A 20,790-nucleotide genomic window follows, 5' to 3' on the forward strand; every position below is an offset into this window, starting at 1 on the left:
GATGAAAAAGTTTTTCAGCCTGCTCGCGACCTTGCTGGTACTGGCTCTGGCAATCTGGATTGGCCGCACGCTGTGGGTGCATTACATGCAAACGCCGTGGACCCGCGATGGTCGCGTGCGCGCCGACATCATCAACGTCGCCGCCGACGTGACGGGCGAGGTGGTCGACGTGCCGGTGCGTGACAACCAGTTGGTCAAGAAGGGCGACCTGCTGATGCAGATCGACCCCGAGCACTACCGCATCGCGGTCAAGCAGGCGCAGTCCCTGGTTGCCTCGCGCAAAGCCACCTGGGAGATGCGCAAGGTCAATGCCCACCGCCGCGCCGACCTCGACGCCCTGGTGATCTCCAAGGAAAACCGCGACGACGCCAGCAACATCGCCGACTCGGCCCTCGCCGATTACCAGCACGCACTGGCGCAGCTGGAAGCCGCCGAACTCAACCTCAAGCGCACGCAAGTGGTAGCGGCGGTGGACGGCTACGTCACCAACCTCAACGTCCACCGTGGCGACTACGCGCGTATCGGCGAAGCCAAGATGGCCGTGGTCGATATGAACTCGTTCTGGGTCTATGGCTTCTTTGAAGAAACGAAATTGCCGCATGTGAAAATCGGCGATAAAGCCGACATGCAACTGATGAGCGGCGAGACCTTGAAGGGCCACGTGGAAAGCATCTCGCGCGGCATCTACGACCGTGACAACCCCGAGAGCCGCGAGTTGATCGCTGACGTGAACCCGACGTTCAACTGGGTGCGCCTGGCCCAGCGCGTGCCGGTGCGGATTCACATCGATCAAGTGCCGGAGGGCGTGTTGCTGGCGGCAGGCATCACCTGCACGGTGATCGTCAACCAAACACAAGACTAAAAGGTGAAGCCGGGGGTTTGGCGGCGTGGCTGGAATAGTCGGGCCTTGCACCGCAGGCATGGACAACGCCTCTCTCCCTGTGGGAGCGGGCTTGCTCGCGAATACGGTGTGTCAGTCAACGAATATGCGGGCTGATCCATCGCCTTCGCGAGCAAGCCCGCTCCCACCTTTTTGATCGCGGTGAAGCCTGGGGTTTGGCGGTGTGGCTGGAATAGGCGGGCCTTGCACCGCAAGCATGGACAACGCCTCTCTCCCTGTGGGAGCGGGCTTGCCCGCGAATACGGTGTGTCAGTCAACGAATATGCGGGCTGATCCACCGCCTTCGCGAGCAAGCCCGCTCCCACCTTTTTGATCGCGGTGAAGCCTGGGGTTTGGCGGTGTGGCTGGAATAGGCGGGCCTTGCACCGCAGGCGTGGACAACGCCTCTCTCCCTGTGGGAGCGGGCTTGAACTGGTCAAGTAATCTTGGACACCGATTAAGGGTTCACGCCACCAGCTTCTCCCTGGCGACTGGTGACCGATAGTCGTTGTAGCTATGCGGCCTGGTGATGTTGTAGCGCGATACATAGCGCTGCACATCCGCTCGGGCCTCATGTTCCGACCCGTAGCCTGCTTCTGGCACCCACTCTGATTTCAAACTTCCAAAGAAACGCTCCATCGGAGCGTTGTCCCAGCATTCGCCTTTACGGCTCATGCTTTGTCGGAGTCCATGTTCCAGCAGTTCATTTCTGAATTTATGGCTGGTGTACTGGCAACCTTGGTCGGAGTGAAACAGTACGTCTTTTGGGCGACCGCGCAGTTCAATCGCCATGCGCAGGGCTTCGCAGGTCAGCGTGGCATCAGAGATCATCGAAAACGACCAGCCCACAATCCGGCGAGCGAACAAGTCCAGAACCGCCGCGAAATACAGCCAACGCTTGCCGACTTTGATGTACGTCACGTCCCCACACCACACCTGATTGACCGTCGCAACATCAAACTTGCGTTTGAGCACATGCGGTGCCACCAAAGCCTCCACGCCAGGTGACTTGTACTTATGGCGCCGGCGTTGACGGCTGACAATGCCTGCTTCTCGCATCAAGCTGCGAGCCATGAACCGCCCGACATCATGCCCGCCGGCTTGCAGCTGTTTAGCCAAGGTACGAGCGCCCGCAGACTTTCTCGACGCCCTGTGGTGCTTGACCAGCATAGCCTTGAGTTTCTCTCGCTTAGGGCTCACCTTGCCTTGGCGCTGACGCCATGCGTAAAAGCTACTGCGGTTTATTCCGAACACACGACAGCAATCGTTAACGCCGTACTGCTCGCCCAGCTCACAGATCAACGAGAGTGATCTTTGGCGTCCAAAAGCAGGAGAGCACTGGCCTTTTTTAGGATTTCGATATCCCGGTCTCTTTGCCTGAGCAAGGCTTTAAGTTCCTGGATCTCTCGCTGATCCGCGGTAATCGCCTTGGCTCCCACCGGAGTCGAGCCCAAGCGTTCCTTGCGAACTTGATCGACCCAGCGGCGCAAGGCCGTAGGGCCAATATCCAAGCTGGCACAGACCTCGGGAACCGACTGCCCCTCGTCCAGCACCATGCTGGCAGCCTTGAGTTTGAACTCACATGAATAAGATTTACGCATATCCAAACACCTCAGATTTGGACGCCATCATAGCGCCCGATTGAGGTGTCCAAAATCATTAGGCCAGTTCAGCTTGCTCGCGAATACGGTGTGTCAGTCAACGAATATGCGGGCTGATCCAGCGTCTTCGCGAGCAAGCCCGCTCCCACCTTTTTGATCGCGGTGAAGCCTGGGGTTTGGCGGCGTGGCTGGAATAGGCGGGCCTTGCACCGCAGGCATGGACAACGCCTCTCTCCCTGTGGGAGCGGGCTTGCTCGCGAAAGCGGTGTGTCAGTTAACGAAGGCGCTGGCTGATCCATCGCCTTCGCGAGCAAGCCCGCTCCCACCTTCGATTTTGTTGATAGGCCGATTGGGCACTGCTTCAGGGGTGTGCGTTGGCTCTGATTTTTTGTCGACGTTTGACACGCAGCATGCTCGTGTATCGCCGGTGGTTTTTTGAGTTCAGGACCCAGATATAGAGCAGAGCCGAGAACAACGGTATTAGATTGAACAGCGTCGGCCGGTGACTGCCGAGATAGGCAGTCGCGAGCAGAAGATTCACGATGACCACGGGTATAAGGACTCGAGGTGCATGACGTGACCCTTCACACAACATGATTTGGCCTACGTAAAAAACCAAGCAGAATGTCATAGCGGTTCCGAAAGCATATTCAGTCGGTAGGTGATAGACCTTCGCGTAGTACCACAGGCTGTGAGTCATGTTGCCGGCAATACTGTTCAAGCAAAGTAGGAGCGCCCCGCCCCATGCCGGTAAAAACCGGTAGGTATATCGGCGCCACATCAGATGTTTCCTTAGAGGATCGTCGCTATATTTCATGGCGTTCGAACTCCTCGTACAGTGCAACGATTATGTGGCTGACGTTTCCAGATAACGTGCTGCCTGCCAGAGCTAAAAGGGCTCCGACCTGGTCTTTGATTTGAGTCATGGTGGCTAGGCGTATTTGGGAATTACTGAAGCGTTTGGGTAATTGCCCGGACATTTGTCTCAAGCGAATTATGTCGTTGGGACGGCGAGGGTTTCTCAGGCGCAAAACTTCAGCTGTCAACTTCGCACGCTCTTGGCGGCTCATATGCCGCAAGACATCTGTCACCTCACGTCCCGTCGAATGCTTGATTGCCAGCACCGTCTTAACCGTAGCGAACGTGGTAGCACCTGCGCCAACCAATGAGATTCCGTCCAACGCAACGGTCATCGTTTGGTACCAGCCTAATGTGTCGTAGTAATCGTTTTCCGCTGGGTTGACTGATTCGTTATAGGTCCGCCATATACCGTTCAGGCACTGTACCCCGCTGGCAGTCGTTCCCGCATAAGCAACATACGACAAGGCCAGGCTGGTACCTGCACTAAACGGCGCAGCCGCGATTCCCGCCTTCGCTATTATGAAGCCAATTATCGCTCCGCCGCAGGAGCTCACGATCCCCGATGCCTCCTTCCACAGCTGCGACTCACGCGGCGAGTCCGCTGCCAACCGCGCATAGTCATCAGCAGTCATCATCGGCCCCACCTCTTCACGCAAAATCACGCGCTTGGGCCTGATACTGCACAACGGTACAAAATCACGCAGCACCGTCACCTGATAATCACTGCCGATGTGCACCACTCCGGCCCCGACGAGGGCCGGGTCGGCGTCAATGGTTCTATAGAGTTTGGGCAGGTCCAGCAGACTGGTCAGTCGCTGGCGAGTCGTGGTGTGCGCATCCGGCACACCGCTTCGCAGGAAATCACTTGGCATCCTTTCACCTGTGAGGAGACAGAGGTGAAAGAGCCTGTGGATAGTTTCCTTGTAATGATGTCAGGCCGTTCGCTGTTTTTTGTAGGATCCGCCCGATCAGTTATTTCATTGCGCTAGCGCTACATAGGTTTCATGCAAATGGCGCCACAACAGCGCGCCACTCGCCTGTTTCTCGAACACCACGGTGGCACGGCGGTCGGTCTGCGTGCCGCTGGCGTCGATCTGATGTTCGCGATACGTCACGGTGGCGCCGCGTGCGTGGCGGTCGATGCCGGTCATTTCACTCAAGGTGATTTTCAACCCCGGGCGCATGCCGCCCAGGCGGGTGAACAGCGCGTTGACCCCGGCTGCATTGACCCGTGCGCCCGTGGCGGGGGCGATCATGCTGAACTCGGGGGAGAAGCGCGCGAGCAGACTCTGCAGGGTGCCTTCGGGTGCGACGCCGGCAAACCATTGCTCGATCTCGACGTGGGTCTGGATCACTTCCTCAAAAAAATCGCTGTAATCAATCATGACGGGGCTCGCGGGCAGGGTGAAGCAGTGTCCGTACTGTGGAGGCATCCAGGCGCAGCACTGCAAAGAGAGGCAACAGGGTTAATGCGGCTGCCATCGTGAAGGTTATGGTGAAGGAATCCAAGGCCGACAACAGTGCACTGAGGGCAGCCGCACCGAGGCAGAAGCTTATTTGCCGATTGATATTCCACAACGCGCTGGCATGGCCCATGCGCTCGGCGGGGATATCCAGGAATGCCAGGGTCTGTGCGGTGCTGCTGCACAGGCTGCCGCCCAGGCCCATCAAGGCGTAGGCGAGCACGATCAGGCCTGGCTCGTTGAGCAGCAGGATGCCGGCGCATTGCAGCAGCATGCCCACCAGCAGCAAGGGTTTGGGGCCGCAGCGATTGAACAGTTTTTTGCTCAGCCAAATAGCCAGCGCCGAGGCCAGTGCCCACGGCAACATCAGGGCGCCGGTGTGTGTGGCGTCGTAACCCAGGCCGCGCAGGTAGAGAATGGCGATCAGGCTGGTACCGATAAAGACGCCGGGAATGCACAGGTAGACCAGCATCGCGGTGCGCAGCATCGGGCTGGCGATCTGTTTGAAAATGCTGCCCACCTCCAAGGTAGGACACACGCTGGCGGGCACGTCGGGTTTTATCCACAGCCTCGCCAGCAGCAGGGTGATCAACGCCAGCGGCAGGTTGGCGTAGAAGATCCAGCGCCAGGACACGTTGTCGACGATCAGCCCGCCCAACGCCGGGGACAGGGCGGGCACCAGCAGGGCCACCGACATCACGCGGGCGGTCAGTTGGCTGCGCTCTGCCGCGCGGTAGTGACGGTACGCCATGGCCTGGCCCACAGGGATCAGCAAGCCGCCACCGAGCCCTTGCAGGGCTCGCCAGCCAATCAACGTTTCAATCGAGTCCGCCTGGCCCACCAGCACCGAGGCACCGGCAAATATCAGCAGGCTCACCACGATCAGGCCGCGCTCGCCCATGAGCGCCGCGAGCCACACACTCAAGGGAATGATCAGGGTCAGCCCGAGTAGGTAGGCGTTGCTGACCCAGGCCAGTTGCGTCACCGACGCCTGCAGCTCGCGGCCGATATCCGGGTAGGCGACGGTGGCGACAAACATGTTCACCAGGTCAAGGGCGAAACCCAGTAGAAAAATCCAGGCGATTTTCGAGCGGTAGGTCATTGAGCGCGATCCGGCGAGTGAAGCGCGCAGGGTAGGCTGCACGCAACGTTTGGGATACGCCGGTTTGGCTGCTAGTTTGTCAAAAATATTTTGACAAAAGAGGAGGCAATTGATGGTCAGCCTGGACCGATTCGACACGTTCAAGGCCGTGGTCGAGGCCGGGTCGCTTACTGCAGCGGCCGACCTGCTGGGCCAGACGCGCGCCGTAGTGAGCTTCAATCTCAAGCGCCTGGAAGCGGAACTGGGGGTCACCCTGCTGACGCGCAGCACCCGCCAACTGGCGCTGACCGATGCCGGCGAGCGTTTTTACCTGCGCTGCACACGCGTGCTCGAAGAGGCGCAGTTGGCCGTGGAAGAGGCGCGCTCCGAACAGGCCCAGCTCAAGGGCACCCTGCGCATCACCACCACCGTGGAATATGCGCTGGCCGTGGTCGCCCCTGCGGTGGAGCGTTTTCGCCGTCTGCACCCGGACCTCAACCTGCACTTATCCACATCCTCCACCCACGCGGATCTGATCTCCGAGCGCTTTGACGTGGCGATTCGGTTGGGACGTTTACTCGATTCCAACCATCGTGCGGTGCAGTTGTCCACGTTCGACGTGTTCGCGGTGGCGGCGCCCGAGTTTGCCGGCGTGCACACCCTGGATCAGTTGGCACTTGCGCCCAAACTGGGCCACGGCCGCTTGACGGAACTCAGCGTGACCGACCCCGCCGGCGGCGAGCATCAATACCGTGCCGGGCCCGCAGCCCTGGTGGCCGACAGCGCGGCCGTACTGCTGGCCTTTGCCGTGCGTGGCCTTGGCGTGGCAGTACTGCCGCAATGGCTGGTGCAGGATGACCTTGAGTCGGGACGCCTGGTGCGGCTATTGGCGGACCATCGCTTCGCCCCACAAGGCGTGTTTGCGCTGTACCCGGATACCCGTCACCTGCCGCTGAAAGTGCGGGCGTTTATTGATTTCATGAAGGGTTAAAGCGTCTCGCTCAAGCCAAAGCGCTTTTTCAAGACCTTCTCGAGCAGCCCCTTGGGCAACAACGCCGCCATCAACGGCAGCGCTCGACTGCCATTGCCCGCGCGCAGCAAGCGTGGCGGTGTTGCTTGTTGCACCGCGTTCAGCACCTGGCTGGCGAAGTGGCTGGCGGGTGTCGGCTTGTCCTGAGAGGCCTGGCTGCGAGCACGAATACCCTCGCGCAACGGCCACCACGGTGACTGCTCATTGATCAACAGCTCGGCCTGAGCCCCGGCGTTCTTCGCAAAGCGGGTATCGATGGCGCCGGGCTGCACTTCCATTACGCGGATACCAAACGGCGCCAGCTCCATGCGCAGTGCATCGCTCAAGGCATGCACTGCCGCCTTGGAGGCGCAGTAGGCACCGGCAAACGGTGTGACCAGTACGCCGGAAACGCTGCCGATATTCACCACCAGGCCTTTGCGCTTGCGCAAGGCCGGGAACAGCGCCTGGGTCACGCCGACGATGGAAAATACATTGGTCTCGAACTGGCGCTGCATTGCTTCAGTGCCGCCATCGAGCAATGGCCCCATGGCGCCGTAGCCGGCGTTGTTGATCAGCACATCCAGTTCGCCCAGATGCGTGGCCAGGGTTTGCAGGGCTCCCGCGTCGTTCACGTCCAGCAGCACGGCATGGAAGCCGGCGTCGTTGAGGGCGATCACGTCGTCTTCGCGGCGGGCGCTGGTCAATACGTCGAACCCCGCCGCCTTGAAGGCCTCGGCCAGGGCGCGGCCGATGCCGCTGGAGCAGCCGGTGATGAGTACGTTGGGCATGGATCAGTCCTTTGTCAGTCCGAGAAACTGCCTTGCAGGTGCTCGGCACGAAATTCCAGGGTTTGCGCGCGGTAACCAGGGCGCAGCGGCGGGGTGGGCAGGCAGTCTTCCCAGGTGGCGCCCGCCTGCAATTCGCCGGGGCCGCGATAGCGAGGGGCAGCATAGACGTTGTCGGCCAGGTTGACCGAGTCGCCCGGCGCATAGGCCGCGACGCGCCAGCGCAGTTCGGTAAGAGGCACGTCGTTGCCGTTGTTCAGGGTCAGTTTCAATGGGCGGTCCGCCGGGCATTCCTGCGGGGCATAGCTGATGCGCAGTTCCAGGCGCGCCTGTTGCGAGGCTTCGCGATTGTCCAGCCAGACCACCCAGACGGCCACGCAACCCAGGCCTGCCAAGGCAGCAAGGGAAACCGGAAGGGCCTTGGCCGGGTAGCGCAGCAGGAGGATCAGCCAGGTGATGATCAGGAGAACGCCGAAGAACATGGAGACCACCTCAAGTTGGGAACGAGCATCCTAACTTAAGCGTAGGTGGGATTGGCTACCTTGAGTGCTGTGGTGGGCGTGCCGGCCTCATCGGGGCAAGCTATTCGCAGATCAAAGGTGGGAGGGGGCTTGCCCCCGATGGGGCCCTAACAGCCAGTGCAGATCTCAAAAAAAAGCCCCCACCCAACCCACTGCGGATAGGGGACGCAATGGGCTGGGCGAGGGCTTCTTGTACGACTGTTTTACTGCGCGATAGTTTTCACCGATACGCCACGTTCAACCGGGGTCGAGCGACCGTAGATATCTTCGAACCGCTCGATATCGTCTTCGCCCAGGTAGCTGCCCGATTGCACTTCGATGATCTCCAACGGGATCTTGCCCGGGTTGCGCAGGCGGTGCACCGAGGCGATCGGGATGTAGGTGGACTGGTTTTCGCAGAGCAGGAACACGTTCTCGTCACAGGTGACTTCGGCGGTGCCGCTGACCACGATCCAGTGTTCGGCGCGGTGGTGGTGCATCTGCAGCGACAGGCACGCGCCCGGCTTGACCGAGATGTGCTTGACCTGGAAGCGCCCGCCCATGTCCACCGAATCGTAGGAGCCCCACGGGCGATAGACTTCGCAGTGATTCTGGGTTTCGCTGCGGCCCTGGTCGTTGAGGGTCGAGACCATCTGCTTGACGCCCTGGACCTTGTCCTTGTGGGCAATCATCATCGCGTCCTTGGTTTCCACCACCACAATGTTGTCCAGGCCGATCACCGAAACCAGCTTGCCGTTGCCGTGGATCATGCAGTTGCGGCTGTCCTGGATCACCACGTCGCCCTTGCTGACGTTGCCGTTGACGTCTTTATCGTTGACCGCCCACAGCGAGGCCCAGCAACCGACGTCGCTCCAACCGGCGCTCAGCGGCACCACGCAGGCGCGCTGGGTTTTTTCCATCACGGCGTAGTCGATGGAATTGTCCGGGCAGCAGGCGAAGGTGGCTTCGTCGAAGGTCACGGTGTCAGCGGTCTGCTCACTGCGTTCCAGGGTCAGCAGGCAGGTGTCGTAGATGTCCGGATCGTGCTTTTTCAGCTCTTCGAGGAAGCGGCTGGCGCGGAACAGGAACATGCCGCTGTTCCAGAAATAACCGCCGCTCTTGACGAACTCGACGGCGCGTTTTTCATTGGGTTTTTCCACGAACTGCTCGACTCGGCTCACGCCTTCGGGCAGCAGCGAATCGTTGGTCGACTTGATGTAGCCGTAGCCGGTTTCCGGACGGGTTGCCGGCACGCCGAACAGCACCATCTCGCCACGCTCGGCCGCCACGGTGGCCAGGGCCAGGGCGCGTTGCAGGGCTTTCTGGTCGTCGATCACGTGGTCGGCCGGCAGCACCAGCATCAATTCGTCGCGACCTTCATTCACCAGCATCATCGCGGTGAGGGCCACGGCCGGCGCCGTGTTGCGACCGAACGGCTCCATCAGGATGAGCTGGCATTCGAGCTTGCGAGTGCTCAGTTGCTCGTTGACGATAAAACGGTGGTCCTTGTTGCAGACCACGATCGGGCTGTCCATGCCTTCGAACACCAGGCGTTCCAGGGTTTGCTGGAACAGCGTGTGCTCGCCGGTCAGGGCCAGGAATTGTTTCGGGAACTGTTTACGGGAAAGCGGCCAAAGACGTGAGCCGCTACCACCGGAAAGGATTACTGGGATCATGCTGTTTCTCCTTGAATCGATTTGGGTCAGAGCTACGAAGGTTTGTCGTTTCACTCTTATTTTTGTCTCGGTCCGACTGGGCTCCTCGGCCCCTGTGGGAGCCGGGCTTGCCCGCGATGCAGACGACTCGGTGTGTCAGTGACACCGAGGTGATGCCATCGCAGGCAAGCCAGCTCCCACTGGGGAACGGGGCCCGGTCGAAAATCTGATCAGCGGGTCGACACTGGGCGTTTCACCCAGACTGGCGACAGGCTCGAACCGGAACCGGTGACGTACAGCACCGCTGCCTCACCACGCTCCAGGGCCACTGGCTTCACGTCGCCGACTTTCTTGTCGCCGTCATACAGCGCCAGGCTCACCTTCACCGGGTTGATTTCGCGCTCGCCACGGCCTTTGGCGGCCACCGATTTGACCACGTCGGTCTTGCCGTCGGCGGTCTTCAGGGTCAGGGCCTTGTCGCTGAGGTTCTGCACGCGCACCAGGGATTTCTGCTTGTTCTTGAACGGCGGTTCCTCGATCAACTGCGGCTGGCCGCTGCTGTTGTTGACCAGGGTGTAGTAGTGGTCCGGGGCGAGCTTGACCGGCACGGTCTGGCTGCCGACCTTGGCGCTGTAGTCACCGCCGGGCATGAAGCTGAAGTCACTGCTGGCCAAGGGCGCAACGTCGCTCAGGTTGGTCGCGCCGACGGTGGCGCTGACTTCCTGGTTGCTGGCGTTGTAGACCCGCACGAAGCTCGAGCCTTTTGGCGCGGTTGGGCCGTACAGGGCGGCGTCGCCACCGGCGAAGGCAGACATCGATACAACGCTCATGCCGGCAACCAGGGCCAGGGTCTTGGCGAGACGACGCGGAGTAGTAGTGAAAGTCATGTGAGTTACCTCTCTTTCAGTTTTGCGCCCGGTCGGGCGTCTCGGATTTTGAGTGTTTAACTGGGGTGTTCAGTGCCATGTTCTGTTGGCGCGAACCGGCTTGTTTAAGCTGCGCAACCCACTGCGGGTCGGCATCACCGATTTCGTTGTTGACGGGCAGATATCGTTCAGGGAACTCCCAGATCAGCACCTGCGGCGGGCTGTTCTTGAAGTCGTCGCTCTTGAGGTAGCTGAGCATCGGCAGGATCGGGCCGTGACCGTCTTCGGAGTAGTTGATGACGTCGCTGCCCAGGGCTTGCTTGAGCGCGCCGACGAAGTTCCAGTTTGGGTTGGCGCTGTAGCTGGTGCCGACCAGTGCAACCGGGGTTTCGCTGTCGCTGAACAGCGCGTCGTCGCCTTTGGTTTCAGCCAGGTGGGTGACGCGTTTTTCCAGCGGCTCTTTAGGCGGCATCAGGTTTTCAAACAGCGGGTCCAGCGGCAGGAACAGACGCAGGTCGCCTTTGTGCGGCTCGGTCTTCTCGGCTTCGGTGACAAAACGCTGCGGCTCGCCGTTCAGTGGCGCCTTGTCGGCAATCACCTTGGCCAGTTGCTTGGCAGCGATTTCGGCACCGTCCGGAGTCCAGTGGGTGTCGGTGCGCAGGAACACCTGCTTGCCGCCCAGCTTGGCCTGTTGCAGCGGGCCGAGCAGGTCGGGGGCGATGATCTTGTCGGCGGCGACACGCGCGTGGAAGTCCTGGTACAGGTTGGCGTGGATGCTCGCAGGCTTCACCTCACCCAGGTGTTCCGGGTACAGGCGCACTTTGGCCGGCACGATCGCCATCACCAGTTGAATGCCTTGGGCCTTGAGTTTCTGGCGCACGCCTTCGACCAGCGCGTAATTGCCCTCGAGGTTCTGGTCTTCATTGACGGCCGGATTGAACTCCTCGTCGCTGTACAACCAGTGATCGCGGCCCAGCACGACGCCAGGGCGGCCTTCATTGAACAGCTTGTAGTCCAGCGCGGCCCAGAGGTTGGTGCCCAGGCGCTTGATCGGGAACTGGTCGTCGTAATGGGTCTCGACGGCCTTGGTCCAGCGACCGTTGAGCACGGTCGCATCGGCATTGGTGCTGAAGCCGAAGAAGCTGCGCATCGACCAGGCGCCCAGGGCGAGCAACACCACCAGGAACAGGCCGATATAGAGGACGCGGAATGAACGGGTCATGGTCGGCTCCCTCAGAATTGGAAGTAAAGGAACGGCGAGAAACTCTGCGCCGACAGTTTGAGAATCGACGCTACGAACAGCAGCAGCACTGCCGCGCGCATTGCGTAGCGTGGCCAGTCAGCGGTCCAGTAGGCCGGTTGCACGGCGGCGTCCTGGCCGACGGTGAAGCCTGGCTCGTGGATGCTGCCCGGGTTGTCGCCCGGTACGGCCTTGATCAGGCTCGGATCGGCCGGCTTGGCTTTTTCGGCGGGGCGGTTGGTGTAGAAGTCGCGCAGGCCGAAGAACGCCAGGGTCACGTACGCCACCACCAGGGTTGCCACTTGCAGGCCGGTGAGGTTGGCGCGGTTGAGTTCCGACAGCGACCATTCGCCAAAGCTGAACATCGCGCCGTACATACGGCCGGCGACGTGCAGGTTTTCGGCGCGGAAGATCACCCAGCCCATCACCACCAGCAGGAAGGTGAAGGCCCAGCGCACCGGGTTGAAGCTGCGCGGCGAGGTGTTGAGGCCGATGGCTTTTTCGATCGCCAGCCACATGCCGTGCCAGGCGCCCCACACGATGTAGGTGATGTTCGCACCGTGCCACAGGCCACCGAGCAGCATGGTCAGGAACAGGTTGCGATAGGTGGTCAGCGTGCCTTTGCGGTTGCCGCCCAGGGTGATGTACAGGTAGTCACGCAGCCAGGTGGAGAGGCTGATGTGCCAGCGGCGCCAGAACTCGGTGATCGACTGGCTGATGTACGGCTGCTTGAAGTTTTCCATGAAGCGAAAACCCATCATCAAGCCCAGGCCGATGGCCATGTCGCTGTAGCCGGAGAAGTCGAAGTACAGCTGCGCGGTATAGGCCAGCGCGCCGAGCCACGCGTCGCCGGTGGTGGGGTTTTGCAGCGCGAAGCAATGGTCGGCCACCACCGCCAGGGTGTCGGCGATGAAAACCTTCTTGATGAAACCCTGCATGAACCGCGTGCAGCCCTCGGAGAACTTGTCGAGGGTGTGGGTGCGGTTGTTGAACTGGTCGGCCAGGTCGCGAAAACGCAACACGGGGCCGGCAATCAAGTGCGGGAAGATCGCCACGAACGCCGCAAAATCGATGAGGTTGCGGGTCGCCGGGGTATCACCGCGGTATACGTCGATGATGTAGCTGATGGACTCGAAGATGTAGAACGAGATACCGATCGGCAGCAGCACGTGGGTGAGGATGAAGGGCTCAAGGCCTGCAGACTTCATCATCAGGTTGATGCTGTCGACGCCGAAGTTGGCGTACTTGAAGTAGCCGAGGATGCACAGGTCGACCGCCACGCCCAGCAGCAGCCAGCGTTGGGCCGGCTTGGTGCGCACGCCGGCAGCACCGACCTTGAGGCCGATCCAGTAATTCCACAGCGTGACGGCGGCGAACAGCGCCAGGAAGTCCACTCGCCACCAGGCGTAGAACACGTAGCTGGCAATCAGCAGCAGCAGGTTGCGATAGCGTTGCCCGCTCAAGTAGTACAAGCCGAGAAAGATCGGCAAGAACAGAAACAGGAACACATTGGACGAGAAAACCATCCCGATCTCTCCATGTTTAACCAACAGTCAAGGGCCAGAGCCCCCCCAAACCCCCCGCGATTTCGCGGGAGGCTGTGATCGTTCCCACGCTCTGCGTGGGAATGCCTCACTGGACGCTCAGCGTCCGCTTTTGGGACGCTGAGCGTCCCTGGCTGCATTCCCACGCGGAGCGTGGGAACGATCATCAGCCGCTAGCTGCCTTTGTTGCCTTTTTCATGCGTCGGGTCGTAGACCTTGGTCAGGTCGCCGCCGAGGCGGAAGGTCTTGAACGGCTGCATGCCATGCTTGCGTTCGAGCACATCCGGGGCGCAGGTGTAGAGGGTGCAGAAGGGCTCAAGCCAGGCAAATTTCATGTCCTCCTTGAGGTCCTTCATGTCCTGTTCCTTGCCGTTCTTCTGTTCGAAGATTTCCGGGTCTTTCACGCCGGCCAGCACCTTGTCGCCCAGGCGTTTCAGCGCGCCGTTGTTTTCCTGGCGCAGATCGACACCGTTGACCAGGGCAAAACTGGCGATCATCGACAGCGGCGGCAGCGCGTAGTTGTGGTACGACAGGGCACGTTGCTGACGCTTCAACTCGTTGGGCAGGAAGCCCTGGTCGTCGACCTGATTGGCGCCGACCTTGTATTCCTTCACCGCCCAATCAAACAGGTCGCGACGGTTCACGGCGACGGAAGTCGCCATCACCGACCAGGCGGCCCAGTAGGAATGGTTGTTGGTTTTTTCCAGCGGCAGGTTGTCCCAGTCGCTCACCACCTGGTCGGCCAGTTTGTTGAACCAGGCTTCGATCAGTTGCGATTCCTGCTGGTGGTTGGCCAGCGGGTGCGAGTCGGAGAACTTCAGGCGCACATAGGCCGAGGCCATGCTGCCCAGCGCCCATTTGCGCATCGACTTGCCGGTGTGGTTGAAATCCTTGGACATCAACGCATCGGCCTTGGCCCAGCTGGTCAGCCAGTTGAGTGTGCATTCCAGCTGCTCCGGACGCCCGTCGCGCATGAATTGCATCACGCGCTTGCTGGTGTCTTTTTCCAGCTTGGTGATGTCGGCCGTGCTGTCGCGAAAGGCTTTTTCGGATTGCACATTCAGTGTGGAACGGGCCTTGTCCGAACCTTCGTACTTGCTGCGAAATTGCAGCGAGCCGGTGTACGGCGCCGGCATGGCGTCGCAGTCATTCTTGAAATCGCCGGTCTTGAACGCTTCCACCGGGGCGAAATAGCCCTGGGGCGGACGCAGTGGCGCGGCGGCGTTGACTGAGCCGGCGAACATTGCCAGGCCCAGCAGCGTTGGAATCAATAACTTCTGCATAAGTAACCTCATTGCCCAGTTGAGGCGGTCTGCTGACCACCGGCTGGGAATACGTTGCGTGTGCAAATTTTCGCTTCGACTTTCTGCGCGGCAGCGCCCGCTTCGGGGCCCTGCACTTCCACGGCCAGCAAGTTCTGCGAGGCCCAGTCTTCATCGGTGCGCAGTTCAAAGGCGAAACGCCCGTCTGTATCGGATGTTTCGGGTTTCTCGATCTTGATGTCCTCGTGGCGCCCGTTCATGTACCAGAGGGTGGCTTGCAGGGTTTTCACCGACGGGTCGGCGAAGCGGATATCAACCTGATGGTTGGCGTTGCGCAGGTCTTTGTTCGAACTGTTAACCAGCAATTCGTTCTTGCCGGGCTTCAGGGTAGTGCTCGCGGTCATCTGTGCGGTCTTGCCTTCGCAACCGTTGTCGAGCAGCGACATCATCTGGCGGTAGATGGTCTCCTGGTCGAGGCGGTACAGCGGCGAGAATTCCCAGATGAGGATTTTCGGCGGCGTCTTCTGGAATTCATCGCTGCCCAGGTACTGGATCATCGAGCCTTCCAGGCCACCGCCGGGGAAGGCGACGTTGAGGATGTCAGCGCCGATTTCCTGTTCGAGGAAGCCGGCGAAGTTGTAGTTCTTGCCGCTGTGGCTGGTGCCCACCAGGGTGATCTGCGGGTTGCCGGAGTCGCTGAACAGGTCGCCGTCACCGGCCTCGCCCTTGGGTTCGGTGGTGAACTGGTCCATGTACTGGATCGCGTAGCTGGTGCCACACAGTTGCCCGGCCATGTTGTGCAGGGTGCCGGTCTTGCCCATGCGCCCGGAGCGCTTGGTCTCGAACTCACGCTTGGGAATATCCGCGAACTCAGGCATCGCACGGACTTTGGCGCCGACGATTTTCGCTGTGCGCTGCGCGCCGTAAGGGGTCCAGTGCTGGTCGCCACGGAAGTAGAAATCGTGCGCTGGCAATTCATCCGGCAGTTGCTCGTTGGTCAACGGCGACAGGTCCGGCACCACATAGCCCATCTTGGCGAAGCGGCCGAGCATGGTCTTGTAGTTGCTCAGGGCCTTGTCGAAATCGAACTTGGCTTTCTCTTCGGGGTTGAGCTTGTTGCGGTTCACCAGGCCACGGGTCGGCTGGTAGACCACCACCAGTTCCACGCCCTTGGCCTTGAACGCATCGTGCAGTTGCTGCATGCGCTTGTAGCCGGCGGGGCTGGTGTCGAATTCGGTGCGCAGGTCTTCCTGGGTGCGGAACAGCCAGTCGCCCTGGGCCTGTACCAGGGTGGTGAAGTTCTGCTGGTAGCGCGTGGTGTAGTTCTTCGCGTCGTGGGCGGCCGGGCACAGGCTGCAGCACGGCTCGGCGGTGAAGGTCGGCGCCTTGATTTCGTCGGCGCGTACGCCCTGGCTGGCCGCGAGCAGGCCGAGGGTCAAACCCGAGAGGCTCAGCAGTTTGATCATGTGTGGGTGCATAAGGGTCATCCTCAGTCCTGCAATTCGGTCTGGCGTTCGACAGGGTCGATCAGCACGGCTTTCTGCTGGCGCACCAGCAGGTCGAGAATCTCTTCCTGGCGATCGCCCAGCACGCCGGAGAAGCTGATGCCGCTGGATTTGGTCGGCGCCAGCATCGACACGCGGTACAACTCGACACTCAGCGGCGAGTCGATCGACAGCGGTCCGCTGCCGTTACCTGCCAGCTCACCGCCGACCACGATCAGCGAGACCTTGGCGTCGAACGGGTCGAGGGCGATGTCGCGGTCGGTGTCGGTCAAATCCTTGATGTGGCCGTAGAGGCCGGTCAGGCCGTTGGCCATCGAGGTGTTTTCGTACAGCCGGATGTTCACGCTGTTACGCACGCGGATGCCGTGGCGACGGTTGCTGATCACCTTGTTGCCCCACAACAGGTTGTCGCCGCTCTCATAGAGGGTGATGCCGTCGGTGTGGTTGCGGTAGATCTCGTTGTCGGCGATCAGGTTGTTGACGCTGTTACGGTCGATTACCAGGCCCGAAAGCTTGTTGTCGTAGCTGCGGTTGTTGAAGATGAAGCTGTCGTTCACTTCACGGGAAATGATGATGCCGTGCTTCTTCTTTGTGCCGTACACGGTGTTGTCCGCGATGATCAGGCCGTGGGAACGGTCGTGCGGGTCAATGCCGTAGACGATGTTGTCTTTGTAGGTGTTGCCCTTGATCACGAAGCCCGTGGTCTCGTAGCAGTAGAAGCCGTACCACATGTCCGAGAACTCGGAATCGATGATCCAGCCGGTCGGCTCGGGACGCTTGAGCACCTTGGCCATGTTCGGCGTGTACTGGGAAATACTCACCCCGTACGACTTACTGTTGGCGTAGCCGAAACTGGCCATCTTGGTGTTGGCGACGTAGGTCTCGGTGCCGCCCCAGGCCAGCAGGAACGGGCGGAATTCCTTGGGCGACTGGAACAGCGCCGGGCCGTTGGCCTTTTCTTTCCAGCCGGTGATCCTGGTGTCGCGCACAAACAGCTGGCCATCGTTGATCAGGAACGAACCGGCTTCCTGGGACAGGCGCAGCTCTTTGGTCTGCTTGTCGATTTCGAGGATGCCCTTGCGCCCGACCACGATCGGCAGCTTGGCCAGGAACACACCCGGCGAGGTTTCGCTGAGGTACTGCTTGGGCACTTTGCCGAGCAGGTCCTTGAGGTTCATGTAGCCGTCGTCGACAAAGATCGCCTGGGGAATGCCGTGCTGGCGCACCACCCATTCGGCCATCTTGTTGTCGCCGCCGATAAAGTCCTTGAGGGCGTCTTCCTGCATCATCCGGCGGATGCTGATCTTGCCCGGCTTGGTCCTGACGATTTTCTTTTCCATCGCTGCGGCGGTGTAGCCCGACAGGTCCGGCAGGGCAGGCTTGGCCAGTTCCAGCGGCGCGGTCGGCGGGCTGGAAATGGTGTAGGTCTTGGCCTGTTGCAGTTCTTTGGCGATGGTCGGCGCCTTGACCTGCTGCGCGGTATCGGCGAAGGCTGTGGCACTGGCCATCAGCATCGCGGCAACCAGCAAGCGTTGAGGTTTCATTGCGCAGGCTCCCATCAGAACTTCCAGATCACGTCGACAAAGGCGCGATGCATGTACGAGTCAACCTGGCTGCCGTAGGCGTCGCCCGGCTTGAACACGCCCGCACGAAAGCGCACCAGGGCCGACGGTTCGTCGATCGACTGGCTGAGCGCGGCCGGCAGCAGGCCTTTCTTGAAGTACTTGGTGACGACCAGGTCCATCTCCTGGCCCAGGTCCTTCTTGCCGTCTTCAAGCGGCAGGGACGTGCTGGACAGGATCGCGCCGGTGACGTCATCGGTGTTGTTCTGCACGGCATCGATGCCGTTGCTGCCGACCGGCTTGTTGCCGTCGACGCGCCAGAACTTGTGGTACACCAGGCTGGCGTCGTAGTCCTCGCGCAGCTGCCAGGAACCGAACAGGCTCATGGACTGCATGTTGTTCATCTCGCCGCGAAACGCTTCGCCGAAGCGGTGCACGCGGGACTGGGTGCCGGTCCAGTTCGAACGGTTGCTCTGCAGGCCGTTCTGCTCGTATTCGGCGCTGGCGCGGGAGTAGGCCGCACCCACTTGCCACTGCGGGTCCAGACGCAGGCGGATACCCAGGTCGGTGGCCCAGCCATTCACGTCGTCGCTGCGCTTGGCGTTGGTGGGGCGGGTGCCGTCGGCGTTCAAGGCGTTGACCGTGTCGCGGTCGCCCTGCATGCCGGTGATGCTCGCCCAGTAGTTGACGGTGTTGGTGTTGCGCCAGTTGTAGGCGTCGCTGTTGGCCTCGATGCCGAGCCAGGTCAGGTCGCCGTTCTCGCGCTTGTCCAGCGAGTCGGTGGCCACGCCCGGTTCCGGGTAGTCGAGCTTGCCGTCGTCATGGGTGTGGTGGGCGCGCAGGCCGATCCACTGGCCGGGCGTCCACTGGTAGGCGGCGTCGGCGTAGAGGTGCTGGCGATCCTTGTCCTTGGGCGACAGCTCCTTGAGGTCGGTGCGGTATTCGCTGAAACGTTCAGCGACGCCGACGTTGGCCTTGAGCAGGGTCGTGTCGAAGGTCCAGTTCAGCGCTTCGATGTTGGTGTCGCGCCATTGGCCGTCGTCATTGCGCAGGCGTTGGCGACCGAACTTGAGGATCTCGCCAGGGTAGGGCGTGAAACCGCTGTAGCCGACCCAGAACTCGCGCATGGCCAGGTAGTTTTTCTTGGCCTTGCGGTCGTTGTTGGTGGTTTGCTGGTTTTCGTCATCCGCCGACTGTTGCAGGGTGTCGGTCTCGATAATGTCGCTGGACACCACGGCCTGGCCCATCGCGTAGGCGCTCCACGCGCCGCTTTCACCGTAGATCCACGGGCGCAGGTCGAGGCCGATGCCGTTGACGTCGCCGCCTTTTTGGGTGCCGAGGTCGCGGTCATCTTCGGACTGGGCGGTGGCTTTGACTTCCAGGCCGAAGTTCTTGGCTTCGGTCAGCGCGGCCAGGGTCGGGCACGACCACAGCAGGGCGAAGGTCAGGCCGATGCCGGCCTTGACGAATGGGTTGAGCTTCATAGGGATTCCTCGCCGTCTTCTTCTTGCAGGGCGTGCAGTTGCAGCGTGCTCTGGGCCAGGGTGCCGCGCGCGGCCAGCTCCTGTTGCACCAGGCGTTGGCCTTCGGCGCGTTGCTCAGGCGTGAGCGGGGCTTCGAGCTGCGTGGCCAGGTCAGTGGCCTCTGGCGTGTCCTGGGCTTTAGCCAACTGGCTGAAGACATAGGCGTTCAATGGGTCGGGCTTGGTGCCCTTGCCTTGGGAAAACAATTGGGCGATGGCGAAGTCGGCGCTGTTCTGGCCGTTGCGCGCAGCGGTCAGCAAGTGGTCGAGGGCTTTTTGCGGGTAGACCTTGCCCAGGTAGCCACGGCGATAGATCTGGCCGAGGTAGTAATCGGCGGCCACTTCCTTGCCCACGGCTTTTTCGAAGTGGGCTTCAGCGGCCTTGGCGTCGGCCGGCACCCATTTGCCTTCGTAGTAGAGCTTGCCCAGCAACAGCTCGGCGCGCGGCTGGTCGGCGGCGCGGCCGTTGTCCAGGTACTTCATCATCTGGTCGACGTCGCCCAGTTCAGGGAAGTCGTAGAGCAACTGCGCCAGGCTGACCCAGGAAGCCGGGTAGCCAGGGGCGATTTTTTCCAGCAGGGCCTGGGCGGTCTTTTCGTCGGTCTTGCCCAGCGAGGCATCGCCCAATACGCGGGCCACGCTGTCGACGCGTTGTGCGGTGACGGTGCCACGGCTGAAGCCGGCTTCCATCTGCTTGAGCAATTGGGCCTGTTTTTCCGGCTCGGCTTTCTTCTGGTAGACGGTGGCCAGTTCGACGTAGCAGATGTCGGTGGTGTTCAGCGCGGCCTTGCAGATGCGCTCGACGTCATCCAGGTGCTGGTCGTAAGTGTCCTGGGTGCGATACAGCAGCACTTGGGCCAGCCCGGCTTCCGGGTAACCGGCGGCCTGCCACTTGCTGATCTGCTGCTGCGCATTCACGTTGGGGAAGCTGTGCGGGTATTGCAGGTACAGCATCGCCAGTGGGATCAGGGTGTTGCCTTCGCCATTGGCAAAGGCTTTTTTCAGCAGGCCTTCGGCTTCGTGCTGCTCGGCCTCGGTGACACCTGGCTTGGCAACCAGCAGGCGACCCAGGCGCGCCTGGGCACGTGGCGACGTATCGGCAGCCGCGCGATAAGTGGCTTCGGCCTGACGGATCTGCTCGGGGTCACGGGTGGTCACCTGGATATCGGCCAGGCCCACCTGGGCCTCGCTGTAGCCCAGGTCCGCGAGCTGCTGGTAGTTCTGCTGGGCAGTGACGGTGTCGCCACGTTTCAGCGCTTCGTTGGCCAGGCGCTGGTCGGGCAGGCCGGCGCAACCGGCGAGGCTGACCGCAACAGCCAGCAACGCCGCAGTTCCCATGTGGGAGCGGGCTTGCTCGCGAAGGGGCCCTGTCAGTTGATGCATGTGTTGGCTGACACACTGCTTTCGCGAGCAAGCCCGCTCCCACAGGGACTGCGGTGTTTTTGAGAGAG

Annotated in this window: 18 protein-coding genes; 2 read left to right on the forward strand and 16 right to left on the reverse strand. The window is 61.1% G+C overall.

The features are described from left to right. The first annotated feature begins 1 nt into the window (after nt 1). Nucleotides 2-862: an efflux RND transporter periplasmic adaptor subunit gene (locus JFU04_RS04295; protein ID WP_065900888.1), complete on the forward strand. Its 861-nt coding sequence runs from the start codon at nt 2-4 to the stop codon at nt 860-862. A gap of 483 nt (nt 863-1,345) precedes the next feature. On the opposite strand, the gene JFU04_RS04300 is transcribed toward JFU04_RS04295, so the two are convergent. The 5 genes from JFU04_RS04300 to JFU04_RS04315 all read right to left on the reverse strand — a co-directional run bounded on the left by JFU04_RS04300 (nt 1,346) and on the right by JFU04_RS04315 (nt 5,907). Then, nucleotides 1,346-2,182: an IS3 family transposase gene (locus tag JFU04_RS04300; protein ID WP_242485881.1), complete on the reverse strand. Its 837-nt coding sequence runs from the start codon at nt 2,180-2,182 to the stop codon at nt 1,346-1,348. Continuing rightward, nucleotides 2,179-2,481 carry an IS3 family transposase gene (locus JFU04_RS30220; RefSeq protein WP_065899480.1) on the reverse strand — a complete coding sequence of 101 codons (303 nt, stop codon included), beginning with the start codon at nt 2,479-2,481 and terminating at the stop codon, nt 2,179-2,181. Before JFU04_RS30220 ends, JFU04_RS04300 begins: the two co-directional genes overlap by 4 nt. Nucleotides 2,482-3,287: 806 nt before the next feature. After that, nucleotides 3,288-4,214, reverse strand: a complete 927-nt coding sequence (locus tag JFU04_RS04305) for an NAD synthetase (protein WP_120447658.1) — start codon at nt 4,212-4,214, stop codon at nt 3,288-3,290. Between the two features lie 105 nt (nt 4,215-4,319). Next, on the reverse strand, nt 4,320-4,727 hold the full coding sequence (locus tag JFU04_RS04310; protein ID WP_201143558.1) for a DUF4440 domain-containing protein: 408 nt from the start codon (nt 4,725-4,727) through the stop codon (nt 4,320-4,322). Further along, nucleotides 4,720-5,907, reverse strand: coding sequence for an MFS transporter (locus JFU04_RS04315; protein ID WP_201143559.1), 1,188 nt, complete (start codon nt 5,905-5,907; stop codon nt 4,720-4,722). The genes JFU04_RS04310 and JFU04_RS04315 overlap by 8 nt, the downstream gene beginning before the upstream one ends. Before the next feature lie 112 nt (nt 5,908-6,019). Between JFU04_RS04315 and JFU04_RS04320 the strand changes: the two genes are divergently transcribed. Beyond that, nucleotides 6,020-6,877 carry a LysR family transcriptional regulator gene (locus JFU04_RS04320; RefSeq protein ID WP_201143560.1) on the forward strand — a complete coding sequence of 286 codons (858 nt, stop codon included), beginning with the start codon at nt 6,020-6,022 and terminating at the stop codon, nt 6,875-6,877. Here the strand turns inward: JFU04_RS04320 and JFU04_RS04325 are convergent. The 11 genes from JFU04_RS04325 to algK all read right to left on the reverse strand — a co-directional run bounded on the left by JFU04_RS04325 (nt 6,874) and on the right by algK (nt 20,722). Then, nucleotides 6,874-7,686, reverse strand: a complete 813-nt coding sequence (locus tag JFU04_RS04325) for an SDR family oxidoreductase (protein ID WP_201143561.1) — start codon at nt 7,684-7,686, stop codon at nt 6,874-6,876. The two genes, JFU04_RS04320 and JFU04_RS04325, sit on opposite strands and share 4 nt — an antisense overlap. 14 nt (nt 7,687-7,700) lie before the next feature. Continuing rightward, on the reverse strand, nt 7,701-8,165 hold the full coding sequence (locus tag JFU04_RS04330; protein ID WP_201143562.1) for a multidrug transporter: 465 nt from the start codon (nt 8,163-8,165) through the stop codon (nt 7,701-7,703). A 242-nt stretch (nt 8,166-8,407) separates the two neighbouring features. Next, on the reverse strand, nt 8,408-9,859 hold the full coding sequence (locus JFU04_RS04335) for a mannose-1-phosphate guanylyltransferase/mannose-6-phosphate isomerase (protein ID WP_201143563.1): 1,452 nt from the start codon (nt 9,857-9,859) through the stop codon (nt 8,408-8,410). Between the two features lie 209 nt (nt 9,860-10,068). Next, a complete protein-coding gene (locus JFU04_RS04340; protein WP_065907075.1) occupies nt 10,069-10,725 on the reverse strand; it encodes an alginate O-acetyltransferase AlgF in 657 nt (218 codons plus the stop codon). Between the two features lie 16 nt (nt 10,726-10,741). Further along, entirely contained in the window at nt 10,742-11,926 is a 1,185-nt protein-coding gene (locus JFU04_RS04345) for an alginate O-acetyltransferase (protein WP_065907073.1), read from the reverse strand. A gap of 11 nt (nt 11,927-11,937) precedes the next feature. After that, nucleotides 11,938-13,470, reverse strand: a complete 1,533-nt coding sequence (locus JFU04_RS04350) for an MBOAT family O-acyltransferase (protein ID WP_201143564.1) — start codon at nt 13,468-13,470, stop codon at nt 11,938-11,940. Between the two features lie 191 nt (nt 13,471-13,661). Next, nucleotides 13,662-14,771, reverse strand: a complete 1,110-nt coding sequence (locus JFU04_RS04355) for a mannuronate-specific alginate lyase (RefSeq protein ID WP_083221459.1) — start codon at nt 14,769-14,771, stop codon at nt 13,662-13,664. Nucleotides 14,772-14,779: 8 nt separating this feature from the next. After that, nucleotides 14,780-16,228: an alginate O-acetyltransferase gene (locus tag JFU04_RS04360; protein ID WP_065907096.1), complete on the reverse strand. Its 1,449-nt coding sequence runs from the start codon at nt 16,226-16,228 to the stop codon at nt 14,780-14,782. 11 nt (nt 16,229-16,239) lie between these two features. Further along, a complete protein-coding gene (gene algG / locus JFU04_RS04365) occupies nt 16,240-17,814 on the reverse strand; it encodes a mannuronan 5-epimerase AlgG (RefSeq protein ID WP_106805103.1) in 1,575 nt (524 codons plus the stop codon). Continuing rightward, complete coding sequence (locus tag JFU04_RS04370; RefSeq protein ID WP_065907050.1) at nt 17,814-19,301, reverse strand: alginate export family protein; 1,488 nt, start codon at nt 19,299-19,301, stop codon at nt 17,814-17,816. The genes algG and JFU04_RS04370 overlap by 1 nt, the downstream gene beginning before the upstream one ends. Next, nucleotides 19,298-20,722, reverse strand: coding sequence for an alginate biosynthesis TPR repeat lipoprotein AlgK (algK, locus tag JFU04_RS04375; protein ID WP_446739681.1), 1,425 nt, complete (start codon nt 20,720-20,722; stop codon nt 19,298-19,300). Before algK ends, JFU04_RS04370 begins: the two co-directional genes overlap by 4 nt. Nucleotides 20,723-20,790 lie beyond the last annotated feature (68 nt).

This window comes from Pseudomonas sp. TH21 (assembly GCF_016651025.1).
Taxonomy (GTDB): domain Bacteria; phylum Pseudomonadota; class Gammaproteobacteria; order Pseudomonadales; family Pseudomonadaceae; genus Aquipseudomonas; species Aquipseudomonas aylmerensis.

What these genes read in the sequence shown, in the direction of transcription:
- JFU04_RS04295 (WP_065900888.1), top strand. Translation starts at nt 2, where the DNA reads ATGAAAAAGTTTTTCAGCCTGCTCGCGACCTTGCTGGTACTGGCTCTG.
- JFU04_RS30220 (WP_065899480.1), bottom strand. Translation starts at nt 2,481, where the DNA reads ATGCGTAAATCTTATTCATGTGAGTTCAAACTCAAGGCTGCCAGCATG.
- JFU04_RS04305 (WP_120447658.1), bottom strand. Translation starts at nt 4,214, where the DNA reads ATGCCAAGTGATTTCCTGCGAAGCGGTGTGCCGGATGCGCACACCACG.
- JFU04_RS04310 (WP_201143558.1), bottom strand. Translation starts at nt 4,727, where the DNA reads ATGATTGATTACAGCGATTTTTTTGAGGAAGTGATCCAGACCCACGTC.
- JFU04_RS04315 (WP_201143559.1), bottom strand. Translation starts at nt 5,907, where the DNA reads ATGACCTACCGCTCGAAAATCGCCTGGATTTTTCTACTGGGTTTCGCC.
- JFU04_RS04320 (WP_201143560.1), top strand. Translation starts at nt 6,020, where the DNA reads ATGGTCAGCCTGGACCGATTCGACACGTTCAAGGCCGTGGTCGAGGCC.
- JFU04_RS04325 (WP_201143561.1), bottom strand. Translation starts at nt 7,686, where the DNA reads ATGCCCAACGTACTCATCACCGGCTGCTCCAGCGGCATCGGCCGCGCC.
- JFU04_RS04330 (WP_201143562.1), bottom strand. Translation starts at nt 8,165, where the DNA reads ATGTTCTTCGGCGTTCTCCTGATCATCACCTGGCTGATCCTCCTGCTG.
- JFU04_RS04335 (WP_201143563.1), bottom strand. Translation starts at nt 9,859, where the DNA reads ATGATCCCAGTAATCCTTTCCGGTGGTAGCGGCTCACGTCTTTGGCCG.
- JFU04_RS04340 (WP_065907075.1), bottom strand. Translation starts at nt 10,725, where the DNA reads ATGACTTTCACTACTACTCCGCGTCGTCTCGCCAAGACCCTGGCCCTG.
- JFU04_RS04345 (WP_065907073.1), bottom strand. Translation starts at nt 11,926, where the DNA reads ATGACCCGTTCATTCCGCGTCCTCTATATCGGCCTGTTCCTGGTGGTG.
- JFU04_RS04350 (WP_201143564.1), bottom strand. Translation starts at nt 13,470, where the DNA reads ATGGTTTTCTCGTCCAATGTGTTCCTGTTTCTGTTCTTGCCGATCTTT.
- JFU04_RS04355 (WP_083221459.1), bottom strand. Translation starts at nt 14,771, where the DNA reads ATGCAGAAGTTATTGATTCCAACGCTGCTGGGCCTGGCAATGTTCGCC.
- JFU04_RS04360 (WP_065907096.1), bottom strand. Translation starts at nt 16,228, where the DNA reads ATGCACCCACACATGATCAAACTGCTGAGCCTCTCGGGTTTGACCCTC.
- algG (WP_106805103.1), bottom strand. Translation starts at nt 17,814, where the DNA reads ATGGGAGCCTGCGCAATGAAACCTCAACGCTTGCTGGTTGCCGCGATG.
- JFU04_RS04370 (WP_065907050.1), bottom strand. Translation starts at nt 19,301, where the DNA reads ATGAAGCTCAACCCATTCGTCAAGGCCGGCATCGGCCTGACCTTCGCC.
- algK (WP_446739681.1), bottom strand. Translation starts at nt 20,722, where the DNA reads ATGCATCAACTGACAGGGCCCCTTCGCGAGCAAGCCCGCTCCCACATG.